Consider the following 15,693-nt stretch of genomic DNA (forward strand, 5'->3'; position numbering starts at 1 on the left):
CCTTATTGTTCTAATTGATTATAATTAACATCTCAGTATCATTGACAATTTTGTATCAATTCATTATGTGTTCCAGATGCGATAATGCGTCCTTTATCTAAAACCAAGATTTTATCAGCGTGCTTAATTGAATTGATTTTTTGTGTAATAATAATATTAGTAGTTTGATAATCTCTATTTAAATTAGAAATCAGTTTTTTAGTAGTAATGTTATCTAAAGCACTAGTTGAATCGTCTAAAATAAGAATTTTAGGTTTAATTAACAAAGTACGTGCAATGGTTAGTCTTTGTTTTTGACCTCCAGAAAGGTTTTTGCCGCGTTGTCCTACTTCGTGGTCTCATTTATCGCTAAAATTCTCTACAAATTCATCTGCACACGAAGCATTCAATGCTTGTTGTAATTCTAAATCAGTTGCATTTTCTTTAGCAAATAGCAAGTTAGATTTAATACTTCCCGAATAAAGAAGCGCATCTTGATAAACAATTCCGACATCTTTACGTAAATCATTGGTATCTATATGATTAACTTCTTTACCATCAATTAAAATATTCCCATCGAGATATTGCATATTTTTAACCAATAAATTAGCTAAAGTAGATTTACCAGAACCGGTTGGCCCAATAATTCCTAAGGTTTGTCCTGATTCTAATTTGAAATTAATGTCTTTTAAAACATAATCTTCAGAGGTTTCAAAGTATTTAAAATTAAGATTTTTAAATTCAATACTATAGGCTGCTTTGTTTTGATTACTTAATAATAAGTTAGTTTCAAAAGGTCGATCACTAGATTGAAAATCTAAAATATATGTAATCCTTTGAGCGGATACTCTAGCACGAAATAAGGTGCCTAAAAACTGACTAAAACTGCTAATCCCAAAAGCAATAATAAATTCATATTCCATAAACGCATTAATTTTAGCAATTAATTGTGTGGTATTTGCAAGGGAATGATCTTTATCCAAAATCACATATGCAGCCGAATAAATAAAAACTACAATAAGGTTAATAATAAAGAAAAAAGCAGGCATTGCTAATGAAAAAATAGAGAAAATACTGCTTTCTGTTGATCTTCATTTACGGTTAGCAGCCTTAAATTTTGCATATTGTTGATCTTGTAGATTATACGCTTGAATAAATCGAATTCCTAAAATATTTTCATCAGATTCTTTGGTAATAGCATCCAAATTTTTACGATTTTTCATAATATGTGGTCTTACATATTTGAAAATAAAAGTCATTACAAATAACAACAAAGGAATTACGGCAATGATTGCTCAAGTGAGTGGAACATCAGTTAAGAATGCAAAAATTAAACCAGTGATAATATAAAATGGTGCTTTAATTAATGTAGTTGATGCTCCAATTAAAAAGTCTCAAAAGACAGCAACATCATCGTTAATTCTAGTGATTAAACTTTCTGGGGTAATATGTGCGATCTCTTTTAGTGAAAGAATTTGATATTTACAAAAGAGTGCATCACGATAATAATTAGAGGCTTTTTCGCCGGCTCAAACTATTATTAACAACCCTGAAATAGACATAAGCGCTGAAAATGCAATCATTCCAAGCGTTATTCCTAGTAGTAACCCTAAAGTATTAGAAAAATTATTAGAAGTATATGCAGTTATATTAAAAATAATAATTTGATATTGACCAGTTGAATTAATCAAAAGTGGGAGAAATTGAGAAATTAAAATCGGAATAAACATTGTAATTAAAACATTAACAATAATTAAAAAAGTTCCGATATAAAATTGTCGTTTAAGACTACTAGGTAGTATTTTAAACATTTTAATCATTTATTACCGCCTACTTCTCATCTTCTCATTCAAATTCAAATCCATAGATACTGACAATATCTCCTTTTTGGATGTTACGACGAATTAATTCGTTTCATACACCAATTTTTTTTAAGATATTATTAAATCTTAATAAGTTATCATATGTATTAATTGGAATTTTATAATATAACTCCTCTACTTTTTTACCGCTAACATCAAAATATCCTTTGTAAGGATTTTTAACTATAAAATCCGGTTCAAAATTAATAACTTTAACTTCGTCTTTCGGATTTTCAATTGGTGTATAAGCAGTTTGTTGTAGTAATTGTCATAAATTAGCTTTTACATTCTCTAAATTCTCGCGAAAAATTGCAGAAATGGCAATCACTTTCACATTAGGATATTTTGCTTTAAATGCTTGTAGATGAGAGTTAAAGTTTTCTAAATCGCTTTTATTAGCGATTATCAGTTGAGGTTTTGCTTCTAATTTTAAATTATAAGATCTTAATTCATTGTTAATGATTTCAAAATCTTCAATCGGATCTTTCTCGGCACTTCCAAAATCTATAATATGTGCGATAACTTTACAACGTTCAATGTGTTTTAAAAATTGAATTCCTAATCCCTTGCCTAATGACGCTCCTTTAATTAAACCGGGTAAATCAGCTACAGTAAAGGAGTTTTCGTGAAACTGTACCATTCCTAATTGTGGTACTAAAGTGGTAAATTCATATTCGGCAACTTTTGCATGTGCATTTGAAACTGCGTTTAAAAATGTGGATTTCCCGGCCGAAGGCTTACCAACAACCCCAACATCAGATAAAATTTTTAAAACTATTTTTGCTTCATATTTTTCACCCGGCATCCCATTTTCAGCGATTTTTGGTGCGGTATTTTTAGAGGTCTTAAATTTATGATTGCCGCGACCTCCTTTACCACCTTTGGCCACCAAATAAGGAGTATCTAACTTAATAACATCAGCTACCAATTTATTTTTATTATAAACCAAAGTACCTAACGGTACTTTTATATAAGTGTCTTTTGCATTGGCTCCGTAAAGGTTTTTTGGACCACCTTTAACTCCATTTTCAGCCGTAATATGCTTGTTTTTATAAAAACTTAGTAAGGTATTTTTTCCGGTATCAGCAACAAAATAAATATGACCACCGCGACCTCCATCACCGCCATCAGGTCCACCGCGATCTACGTGTGCTTCACGACGAAATGAAATCATTCCGTCACCACCCTTACCAGCTTGTAAATATACACTAACTTCATCAATAAATTTAGCCATTTTTACCTCTTTTGTATTGAATTTAATTATATCATATTTTGATGACTAAGTTTTGATGCCAAAATAACTAAAACTACTTTTTTACCTTAATATTTGTAAAAAAGTAGTTTTATCATTATTATGATTTTAAATTTTGTTTGAGTTCATCAACCTTATTTAACCTTTCTCAAGGTAAATCTATATCATCGCGTCCAAAGTGTCCAAAATATGCAGTTTTAGCATATATTGGTTTTCTTAAACCTAAAGTATCTATGATTGCTTTGGGGGTAAGTTTAAAAGTCTTTAAAATTGCTGATAAGATTTGATCTTTAGATACTTTTTCACTACCAAAGGTTTCCAACAATATTGAAATAGGTTGTGCAATACCGATTGAATAAGCCAACTGAATTTCAACACGATCGGCAAGGCCGGCAGCAACGACGTTTTTAGCAATTCATCTCGCTGCATACGCGGCTGAACGATCTACTTTAGTAGCATCTTTACCACTAAAAGCACCGCCACCGTGTCTAGAAGCACCGCCATAAGTATCTACAATAATTTTTCTTCCAGTTAAACCGGTATCACCAATCGGTCCACCAATAACAAATTTACCAGTTGGATTAATTAAAATTTGTCTAGGTTTAGCTAAATTAAATTTAGCTAAAGTAGGTAAAATAATTTTATTTTTAATGTAGTTTTTAAATTCTACTTCTTGATATTTTTCTGAGTGTTGAATACTTAATAAAATAGTATCAACACTCACATTTTCTAAGTCTGTATAATCCAAGGTTACTTGAGATTTCATATCAGCTTTAGCTCATTTAAAATCTCCATTTATTCTTAATTCTTCGGCGGTTTTTACTAATTGATGTGCAATTGTAATTGCTAAAGGCATATATACTTTGGTTTCGTTAGTTGCATAACCAAACATAATTCCTTGGTCACCAGCACCAATTTCATTACCTAATTCTACACCTTGTGCAATATCTGGGCTTTGGTGTCTGATATCGGTGATAAAACTAGTATCAGTTGTGTAATATCCTAAAATTTTAAGAATATTTTTAGCAATTTCAATTACATCAACTGAAGCATCAGATTTTACTTCTCCGGCAATGAAAATATTATGTCCGCTAGCCATTGTTTCTATGGCAACTTTAGCATTAGGATCTAAAGTTAAATAAGCATCTAAAATCACATCAGAAATTTGGTCACATACCTTATCAGGATGTCCTCTTCCAACTGATTCGCTTGTAAATAATTTACGCATTTAATTCTCCTCTGTTTAAGTTTAATAGATAAATAGAGGCATAAAAAAGATGGTCTTATGCATGTTAGGAAATTAATTCCCCCTGACTATCCACCTTGGTTTAAAACCGGTTGGCAATGGTTATAGTTGTCTAACTACCATACTCTTTATGCAGCCATATTTTTAGTTAATATGGTTTAAGTAGTATAGCACAGTTTTAAAAAGATTTAAATATTTTTTGATTTCATTGAATTTCATTTTAAAAAAAATTTTCATGCTTCTTTTAAATTATAAGCAATAAAAAATTTTTGATGATTAAATTGAGGGTTATTATGATATTCATTAACAATATTAGTTGCTTCTAACTTAGTGATAATTAAGTTTTCAAAATGTACCTGTGCTTTAATGCTATTAATAAGTTGCTTTGAATAATTTTTATAATTAATACATACCTAAAAATTTTTCTAATTTTATAACATCACTAATAATTATTTTTATTTTAGTTTTAAAAAAATCATTAATATATTGATCTAAATTAGGATTGTTTACTAAATGGGGTATTAATTGGATTTTTCAATAATCTGATTGATAAGTTAATTTATTTAAATGTAATGTTTTATAACCATTTGCGATAGCAATTGCGGCATTCACAAAATTACTATCATGGATATTTACATTGTTTCTAAGTGAAATATAACCTTGATTTACTAAAACAAAATATTCGTTCTTGTTAAATTTATATTAAATTTTGTTTTAAAAAAGCATTTGAAAGTTTGGTTATTTTATCATCTGTCTTTGAAAGATAGTTATTTAAATAAATCTTGATTAATTTTTCTTTTTTAACTCAATTTCCATAATTATTTTTAAATTTCATGTAATAAATGATAAATGTATCTTATCATATTAAATTAAAAATTAGCTTCATTTTAATAATAACACATGTACTTAGAAGTAAATTAAATAACTAATTGCTTTATTTAATTTGACGTTCATTGTATTTTCTGGTAATATTATTTTGTACTTAATTTGTAAAATTAAAAAAGGAGTCTTATATGATTATTTTTTTACTATATATAAGACTTCAACCGAATTTTACTATAAATGATTAAGCAAAAAATATACTTATTTAAGTTATCACGAATAAGACATTTTTGTTTTTTATATAACACGCTTATCGCAACTAAAGAAAGGAATATATGAAAGAAAAAGAATATTTATTAGATTTATCAAAGAAAAACTTTGAAAATGGAAATAAATTTTACGAAGATAAAAAAGAAAATATCGATCCTGATGGTATCGGAGATAAACAAATTATAGGTTTTCTTCCTAATTTATATCAATACTTATTTTTTTACTCGAATAATAAAATTTCTATACCAATTTTTCAAAGACATTATGAATGAACTAAAGAAACTATTGATGGTTTATTACAGAACATCATAGATAAAGCATCAATTATTGAAATGGATAATAAAAATAACAATCAAAGAATTAAAATATTTTTAAATAAAAAGTTGTTTTTAAATAATATTATATTAACATATCATGATAACAAACCGGTTATTATTGATGGTCAACAAAGAACAACAACTTTATTTTTAATAACCGTTGCACTAATTAAATATTATTTTAATGCAAAATTTTATAAAAATAAACAAACATTATCAAATTCAGAAGAAAAATTTTTCAATTTTAATTTTATAAACAAACAAATTCATGAAATAGAAGAAAAATTTGGCAGCGACCACCTAAATTACATAGTAAAAATATTTAAAGGTGACATATCAGATTTAGATGAATATGATAAAAAAATGTTTAATATTTTCGAACATATTTATAAAAAACTTTCAGATTTTTTCGAAAACATGAATGATATCGAAGAATTTAAAAAGTTCGTTAAATTCTTTATGGAATGTATAAAAATAAATGTTACTTTAATCAAAGTGAGTTCCGAACATGAATCAAGTAAAATTTATGAAAACATTAATCTCTATTCTAAACCGCTTGAACTTACAGATTTACTCAAAAACAATTTATATTCTAAATTAATTCAAAATAAGAATAGTAAAAAACAAGAACAAGACTGACTTGATAATAACAAAATAAAGACCTCACTAAATTTATTTGATAAAACATGAAATATATATTTTAGAAAATCAACAAATTTAAATGGTGGAGTCATAAAAGATTTATTATCTGTTTTCTTATATTCATTATTCATTAACAATAATTTATTAAATGAAGATGAAATTAAAAAACCAACAAAAACTCTTGAATTTTTTATCAAAAAATTTGATGAATTAATCACAAGAAAATTACCAATTCAATCATTAAACGAATATAAATTCACAAAATTAGAAGATGATTTATTTATAAATGACTTATTAATTTTTAATTTTATATCATACAACAAAAAAAGAGAAGAAGAATATAAAAAAATTATAAATAAAAATGAACGTATAAAAAAACTATCTGAACAATTAAATAATATAAAAGAAATTTGATTTATAAAAGAGCAAATTAGACATATAACTAGTTTAGGAAATAAAAATATATTTTTCTATCCTATCTTTACTTTATTAAAGGAATTTAAATTATTTGATTTAGAAATTTTAAGTAAAAAAGATAATGATAAAAATAATCAAAAACGATATTTAAAGAATATTCATGAATGTCAAGAAGTTTTATTTGAATTAGAGAAATTTGCTGTTAATTGAAAATTTTTTAATTATAATTCACAATCATTAGCCCCAAAAATGATGGAATTATCATTCAAAATAAAAGAGAATATTAAAAATAGAGATGAATTAATAAGTATTGATTTAAAAGAAGTTCAAAGTGAACTAAGTAAAATTTCAGAAAATCTTAAATTTGCTGATCTTTATAATGATATAGATGACTTATTAAATGATTTAAACAACCCAGATAAAAAAGAAGAAAGATTGAAGAAATTAGATAAATTACTTATTAGCAATACAGAAAAAACAATTATTCTCAGACGTATAAATAGTTATATCAATGATTTAAAGAAAGATGATGATAAATATTTAAATAGAAATTATGATATGATAAATTTTGATCATAACTATAATTTTGAACATATATTACCAAATAAAAAACCAAATACTTCTCAAAATTTATCAACATGAAACGATAATGAATATAATTTATATAAAGAAAGAATTGGTAATGGTTCTTTAATAACTAAATCACTTAATTCATTTTTAAGAAATAAAGAAACAAAAGAACAAAAAAATAAAAAAGCAGTAGAAAATAATACAGATAAAAAAAATTTTACAGTTTTAGGATTTAACGAGAATAATAATACTTTAAAATCCGGTATAGATTTATTTGCCTCAATCTTTACTTCCGAAGATGATCAACAAGAAATCATTAACTCCATCCAAGAACGCAGTGTTCAAATTTTAAAAATTTACTTTGAAATATTTTCGAAAAAATAAATAGAAAAGTTAATCAAGGCGGAGCATATTATTCCGCCTTGATTTATTTAATAAAATTGTCTATAAAACTTCAAAAACCTAAATAAATTATAAATTTAGGATCAGTCTAGTGGATGAAGTATAACATCGCTGCAACATAATTCACACTCTATTAAAAATACTAAAGTTTTTATGAATTTACAGTTATTAGAATTCATGTTATATATTTCATCAAGTAAAGACATAAAAAATAACTATAACTTGGTTATAGTTATTTTATTAATTATTTTTTACGTTTTTTAAGGTATAGTCAAACTGCGGTAGCAGCTAAGATTGCCGCAACTGCTAATGATATTACAATAGCAGCAATTACACCTCCTGAAACTCCTTTAGCAGGAGTTGTTTGTTGTGATTGATTATTAGAATTAATTGTAGCATTAGATTTTGTTTGATTTTGTAGTTCGGTTTTTGTTTGAGTACTGATTTTGTTTAATTCTATGATTTTTTGATCATAATCAGCATTACTTTCTAATGCATCTAATCGAGCTTGTAGAGCTTTTCTTTGTTCGTTACCTTTAACCTTAGCAATTTCAGCTTTCAGTTGATCTCTAAGATTTATATATGAAGCTGTTTGGTAGGCCTTTAAAATATCTTTTAAAGTACCAACAGTATCTGCATTTAAGATTTCAGCTTGAGCATTTTTAGTTAATTCCTCATTAGTTGAAACTACTTTTAAAATACTTGTTTCTAATGCAGTAATTTCATCTGCTTTAGCTTTTAATGTTTGTAAGGCTTCGGTATCTGTGGTAGAATCAATTGATTTGTTAGTTTCATCTCTTAATTGTTTTGCTTGGATCGCATTGGTTGCTTCTAAAGCAGCGGCTTTAGCATTAGCAAAATCTGTTTCTAACTTGATTTGTGCATCTACTTTTGGTTCTAAAGCAGCTAATGCTTCAGTAGTTAAAGCAGCGTTAAAGTCTATATTAAAGATATCTTTTAGCTTTGGTTCACTAACTTGTTTAATTTTGTTACGTACTTTTATTTGAGCCAAATTAAATTTGTTTCATTCTTGATATGCGTAGTTAGCGTGTAAGTTAGCTAAGATCTTAGTTAAAGCATCATTTGATAAATCAGGGTTATTTAATAAATCTTGGTAATTTCCTTTATTATCTAATTTAGCTAAGATAGCTTCTGCTTCAGCTTTAGCAGCAACTTTAGCAGTATCACCATCTGCAACTTGTAATTGTGCTACAGCGGTTTCTAACATTTCAGCATCAACAGCAATATCTAATTTTGCAATATGTTCTTTATTTGCAAGACGTGTAGTAATCCGGTCTAGAACAGCTTGGTATTTTTGGAATGAATCAAAGCTATATACATTTTCTTGGTTTGAAATTGGATTAGCTGTTAGAAGTTGATATTTAGCTAAATCATTATTACGTAAAGTTTCAATTGCTTGGTATTTTGTTTTTAGTTGAGCTAAAACGTCTTGGTAATCTTTAGCAGTAACAAATTCTTTTTGACTTATTGTTTGATCTGATTCAGCAACAGCATCTAAAACTTGATTTGATAATTCAGGGAATAAAGTTTGATACTTATCAACAAAACCAAGTGCAGTTGCATCACGGTATTGTTGATATTCGTCTTTAGCAGCACCAGTTAAATTCTTTGTTAATGCTTGGTATGCTGTATCAAAGTTAGTTACAAAGGTATTATTAATATCAGTTGTTTTATTATTAGTTCCATTATAGTTAGTTACTAAAGTTTTTAAACTATTATAGGTATCAAAGTTATATAAATTTGCATCTAAAGCATTAAATCTTTGAACATCTAATTGTGCACTTTGAGCACTATAATCAACTGGTGTTGTCGCAGTTGCTGCTGTTAAAGCATTTTTAGCTGTTACAAGTTTTTTATATAAACTATCTGCAAGGGTATATGAAATGTTTTCTTTATCTAATAAAGCAACTTTAGCTTCAGTTACGGCATCTAAATATGCGTTTCAACTAGCATCACTATAAGTTTTTGTTTCACTATTTTTTGTAAATGTCTTATCACGTACTAGGTATACTTTGGTATCTGCTGTTGAATCTTGAGATTGTGTACTTTGAGCAGCTGGGGTAGTACTATTTGCACTACCTGGAGTACTTGAAGTAGATGTTGAAGTTGTTGTTTGTGAAGGAGAGGCAGTTGAATTACTTGGTTGGATACTACTACTTGAAGCTTGTGTGTTTGTTGATGTAGTTGATCCAACAGCACCTGATTGAGTTTGTTTTTGTTGTTCTCTTTGTTTTGATTCTGCGTATTCATCTTTTGTAAATGAAGTAGCAATTTCTAATTTATCAATAATAGTATCACCTGGAGTTTGTTGATGATTATTTTCTGCTGTTTGAAGTTCATTTGTTGAACTACCGCTAACATTTGGAGTTGGTGTAGTAATTTGAGTTCTAGTGCTTTGAGCATTTAAGGTCTTTGAGACAAATGCTGATAAGTAATTAGCACGAATGCGTTTAAAGGTTTCTAAATCGAGATTTGCATATTCTTTAATTGCCTCTTTTAATTTAGTTTTTGCATCTATAAATGCATCTCGAGATTTTTTAGTACGTTGATTAAGTTCATTTTCATCTTCATCAGTTTTTGAATTAGCTGTAGAATTAGCTGTACCAGTATTTACAGTAGGATTAAATAAATTGTCTGCTTTGGTTTTTTCATCAACGGAAACTGATTGTAAAGTTCTTGAGTCTACACCACCAAATGAAGCTATTTTAGGTTTATGTCCATCTTTTCATTTTATCGATAAAGCAACTAAGGTTTTATCCTTTTCATTTGGTAACATAAATGTAAGAATATTTGTAAATAAAGTACCAAGTTCTTTCTTAGAAAACTCATGTTTAGAAGTATCAAATAATAAAGCTTCAATTGTAGCGTTTGATGGAGTTCCTAAACTTACGACTCTTAACGCTTTATTTTTAAATTCGTCGTTTGACACACGGTAAGCCAATGTTCCTGAGTCGGCTTTTGGTTCTCAATAAGTGTTTAAATCCTGATTCAACATTACTACAGGACGATGATAGAAATTAACTTCTTGATAACTAGTGTCACCAGGGTTAGCTTGATAGGTTTTGATATAAGGATTAATAGTTTTTTCAACTAATTCACCACTAAATCTTGGATCATTAACAGGTTGATAATCTGTAGCATCATTAATTTTAATTTCAGTGATACCTAAATTTCTATTGTTTGGATAATCTGCATTTACTACTAATTTAAGATATCTTGCTTGAACATTATCAATAGCATCATTAGCTCAATATTTATAATTAGGATTTGCGGTGTCTAAAGTCCCGGTATTTGCATATAGTAATCTTTTTTGATTATAATCCGGATCGTCATTAATAGTTAATACCTTAGTTCATGCTGCATCTGATGCATCTGAATTTGAAACATAAACATCTAAATTTCTTGGATAGTTATATGAATTAGTATTTGCATATAATTTTAATTTACTTAATGTAGTATTATAACCTAAATCATAGATTGCTCATTGACCTTGTTTTGGTGATGAATCTGCTTCAATACCAACAAATACTGTTTGAGTATCAAAGTTTTGGTCAAATAAATTATTATCTGAATCATTTAAAGATCTTAAATTACCGGATACTAGTCTGGTTTGTTTATTTTGAGGAGCAAGTACTACTGAAACTTTATTAAAGGTTACTTTTGTAGGATCTATAATTACAAAAGCAGGTTCTTTTGAAATTGGTGAAAGTGAAGTAGGATTTTCATCTGGATTTTCTTTACCAAATAACAATTGATTAGTTGTAGGTGTTTGGTTACCTGTACCAGTAAATGTCTGTGTTGTTACTGGTTTTGTAGTATCAGGGGTTTCTGGGACATAATCAATATATTTTTTATATGGTTGATCTAATTGATCACCAGTTATCCCACCTGCAACACCTAAATCAACATAATTTCTATTATTTAAAAATGTGATATATCTAATTTTTCCTAAATTAGATAAGTCATTAGTATTAGTTACTGTATGTCATTCTGATGTATCTGCTGATGCTTGGATAATAATATTGTCTGGTTTATCAAATTGATCAAGGTTAATACTTTTAACATCGTATAAAGCACCTAAATCAAAACCAAATTGTTTTCCGTGTTTAATAATAAGATTTGCTTTATTGCCAGGAGTTACACTAGACATTACAAATTGATTGCCGTCTTTAATCACACTAACACCACTACGGTCAACACCTTCTCCGTTAGAATTAAAGCCAGCTCAAGTGTAGTTGGTTGTATCATTTATTTCAATATCTGCAATATCTCATTGTGATAAATCGTTTGCATCTGAAGCGGGATATATACGTAATCCGTATAATGGTTTTGAAGCATCAAATCCAAAATAACTAGTTTTATCTGGTGTTTGATGTTCAATCGCGGTTCCGACCTCATTGTTTTGTAATGGTGCAACCATAACCTTGTTAAAGGCGTTTTCGCCTTGTACAAATTTAAGTTGTGAAACATTTGTAGGACGATCAAAAACTACATCAATAAAATCTGAACCACCTTTTGCAACATTCCCGTTATTTCTTTTAAATGAAACAAAAGTGTTTGGATTTTTATCAACAGCCAATTCTCAAGCTTTTTTATCACCAATTCCTGAGGTTGAATTTGCTAATAATAAACTCCCTTTATTATAAATCTGAATTTTTGGATCAGTTGTCGAATTATAACCATATGCACTAACTTCAGAAACTTTTCATCATCCACCTTTATTTTCACGAGATTTAATTCTAAAGTATGTTGTATAAGCGCCACCAAATACTCTTAAATATTGTTGGTTTGTTTTTACATTAACGATATTATCATTTCCGCTAGCTGAACCAAAATGTTTTCAAGTTTTTGAAACTTCATCAAAATATTCCACTTCTATTTTTTGTAAAGAATCACGACCATTAGAATCTTCTTTATCCTGTTCAATAACAATTGAAGAAATATACTTTGGTCCATTATCAACTTTAAATCCTATACTATCGTTAATTTTTGGGTTTTTATCATTTGAAGAATGTCAAAAAATAACATCTGTATCAAATTTAGAATCGGTTAAGTTATTTGTATCGGTTCGACCATTTTGATTAGTAGCTACTATATTGGTTGTCGCATCGCTTCGCGTTGAATCGTTAGATTGAACATAATGAATAGTAAGTTTCTCTAAATTGTTACTTGATTCCTTTGAGTTAACTAAAAATTGTAAAATTTTAAAACTTACATTAGTTTGACCGGCTTCAGTTGAACTCTCAGATTTATTTGAATTTAGAATTCTAACTCCAATAACGTTAGCAATAGGTGAATCTAATGTTTTAGTTGTTAAAGCTGATGTCGGCTCGTTTAATTCAAAAGCCAAAGGACTAGAGGTAATAGTTTTTATAGTGCTTGTAGTTGTAACGTCTTTTGATAAGACAGTAACATCATGTCAGTTAGAATTAACATTAGCATCATCACCTGCTAATAAATATTGAATTTTAGCATATTTAAAATGGTCAAATTTAATATTATTTGATCCTACTTTCATCGGTGCACCTAAATATTGAACCGCTAAATCTTTGAATACAATTGGTCTTTTAAATAAAGTACCAAAGTAATCGCCTACTTTAAATTTTCCACTCGCATTTCTTGTGTTATCACCTTTAGTAGTATTTGATGCAAAAATAGCTAAGTCACGATTATTTTTATAAAAGACTGAATTATATACTAAATTCGCTTGGTCACTATTTGAATATCCAAGATTAGTAAAGACAGTTTGTTCATTTTGAGTCGGTGTAAAAATATTTCAAGTAAGATTATCTTGTAATCATTTTAATATAAATTCACCTAAGTCTTTAAGAGTATCGTTTTTTGGTTCTACAGTAGTTTCTGTTAATTCTGTATTTTCTAATTCTTTTAATTTTGCTGCTGTTGGATTTTTAAGATATTCAGTGAAACCTGGAAGTTTTGTAGTAGAGTATTTATCAGCGGCTTCAAATTTAATTTTAGCATCATAGAACTTACTTAAGGCTTGGTCAAAGTTTTGATCTTTAACTTGAGAAGTGGCTTCAATTAATTCACGAATAACTTGAGCATATTGATAAAGTTGAATTAATTCCGGTGTAATTTCTTTAATATATTCATAACCTTCTGAACCTTGTAAGGTATTAAGTAGGATTCTTGCATTATAAATTAAATCATCTATTGTGGTTGTTATTTGATTTTCAATTGCAGCAAACCCTGTTACTTTATCAATACTTGCTTTAAAGGTTGAAATACTACTTAAAAAGCTTTCTGAGTTGACTAAATCAAGTTTTTTTAATGCACGAGATACTAAACGAGTTTGGTCTTGAATTTTGGTAAATTCTGAAATAATTTCGTCTTTTACCTTGCTTGCATCTGATGTAGAATTTCAAACTTTTCATGAATAATTAGCATTAGCATATAACGCTAATTTTAAGGCATCAACGTTATCAACTGATCTAACTACAACCCCGTTTAACCCTCTTCAATCACTACTTGAATCAAAAATTGGATAATATCTATTTAAACCAGAAAATAATAATTCTTTTGGATTTTGTGGATTTAAAGATAGATTTAATAACAATGAAGCACCACGTCCAGTAGCTTTACTAAATTCTGAATATGTATCATTTGTTTTTAATGTGACATCTTGACCCCCGCTTGGTAATTTAAGCACTTCAACATCACTCGGAAATTCACGATATCATTCGTGGTAGGCACCATCATCCTCATTTAATAAATAAACTAATTTAGTATTAAAATCAGGTTTTGCTACTTTAACAACATCTTTAATTCATAATGTTAAATCATTTAATAATTTAAGTATTAATTCTTGTTTTTGATTTTGTTGTTCAATTTCAGGGAAAACGTTCGCATTATCTGCGAATAATGCAAATTGAGATGCACCAGCATCTGCTAATTGCATTAATTTAGCTTTTAATACATCTAAGTCCTGAGTATAAGTTGCTTGTTTAATCGCTGTAGCTTTATCTGCAAACGGATTTACAGTATATACAAATTTAAATTTATTTGCTTTTCCTAAAGCAGCTAATGGTTTAATTTTATCATCTAATTCTTCTTGATTATATAAAGTTCTTCAGTCTGAACTACGTTTTTGATCATCTCTTGGTGCGTATAGGTATGAATTTAATTTATATTTTGAACCATATTTCATTCAAGTTGAAAGCTCTTCAGAAGTTAATGTTTTAATATTTCTTTGATCTAAGAATCCACGCACACTTAATGAAGCAAAATCTTGAATTACAAATTTTTCTAATTCACGATGAGGAAGTTGATTAAACACTTGAGCTAAGGTTTGAGCAGCATAATATGCTGCATCTGTATTTTTTGCTAAAACTGAAATAAATCCAGTTGATTTAGTTGAAATACGATATGCATCATTTTGTTTTCAGAAATCACTTCCTAAATCCAACTTAGAATCTTCTAATTCATAAATTTTAGCATCAACTAATTTATCAGCATTATTGTTAATTCCTACAATAAGGTTAGTTACATGATTTAAAAATCTTCTAGTTTCGGTATATTTTAAACCTTTAGCATCTAAAACATCTTTATATGCTTTCTTGGTAGCATCATCAATTCCATTTTCAAATACTAAATTAACTTGATCAGTAACTAAGAAAGTACGGCTATTAGTATCAGTTGTATCATATTTAATTGATTGCACAGTAGGAGTAAACTTATAAGTGGTACGAACCCCCGAATCTGCAGTAGTAGTATTAGATGTAGCTGTAGTTGAACTGCTCTGTGATGTTGTAGACATAGAAGCTGCAGAAGCTATTAAAGCTATCATCCCAGATGAACCAAGTAACAATTTCATCTTTTTATTAATTTTCATATTACCTCCGTAATAAATTGAAAGTTAGCTAAATCTAACTT

Annotated in this window: 6 protein-coding genes; 1 reads left to right on the forward strand and 5 read right to left on the reverse strand. The window is 28.2% G+C overall.

The features are described 5' to 3' along the window. Window positions 1-2: 2 nt before the first annotated feature. The 4 genes from BCF59_RS00125 to BCF59_RS00140 all read right to left on the reverse strand — a co-directional run bounded on the left by BCF59_RS00125 (window position 3) and on the right by BCF59_RS00140 (window position 4,951). Entirely contained in the window at window positions 3-1,799 is a 1,797-nt protein-coding gene (locus BCF59_RS00125) for an ABC transporter ATP-binding protein (protein WP_134109935.1), read from the reverse strand. A 10-nt stretch (window positions 1,800-1,809) separates the two neighbouring features. Beyond that, window positions 1,810-3,075, reverse strand: coding sequence for a GTPase ObgE (gene obgE, locus BCF59_RS00130; protein WP_134109937.1), 1,266 nt, complete (start codon window positions 3,073-3,075; stop codon window positions 1,810-1,812). 118 nt (window positions 3,076-3,193) lie between these two features. Continuing rightward, a complete protein-coding gene (metK, locus tag BCF59_RS00135) occupies window positions 3,194-4,321 on the reverse strand; it encodes a methionine adenosyltransferase (RefSeq protein WP_134109940.1) in 1,128 nt (375 codons plus the stop codon). A 420-nt stretch (window positions 4,322-4,741) separates the two neighbouring features. Continuing rightward, a complete protein-coding gene (locus tag BCF59_RS00140; protein ID WP_134109943.1) occupies window positions 4,742-4,951 on the reverse strand; it encodes a hypothetical protein in 210 nt (69 codons plus the stop codon). Between the two features lie 545 nt (window positions 4,952-5,496). On the opposite strand from BCF59_RS00140, the gene BCF59_RS00145 reads away from it, so the two are divergent. Beyond that, a complete protein-coding gene (locus tag BCF59_RS00145) occupies window positions 5,497-7,761 on the forward strand; it encodes a DUF262 domain-containing protein (RefSeq protein WP_134109946.1) in 2,265 nt (754 codons plus the stop codon). 262 nt (window positions 7,762-8,023) lie between these two features. Here the strand turns inward: BCF59_RS00145 and BCF59_RS00150 are convergent, their stop codons facing one another. After that, window positions 8,024-15,652, reverse strand: coding sequence for a beta-N-acetylglucosaminidase domain-containing protein (locus BCF59_RS00150; protein ID WP_134109948.1), 7,629 nt, complete (start codon window positions 15,650-15,652; stop codon window positions 8,024-8,026). Window positions 15,653-15,693: the final 41 nt, after the last annotated feature.

It is taken from the genome of Mycoplasmopsis mustelae, from assembly GCF_004365095.1.
Taxonomy (GTDB): Bacteria; Bacillota_I; Bacilli_A; order Mycoplasmatales; family Metamycoplasmataceae; genus Mycoplasmopsis; species Mycoplasmopsis mustelae.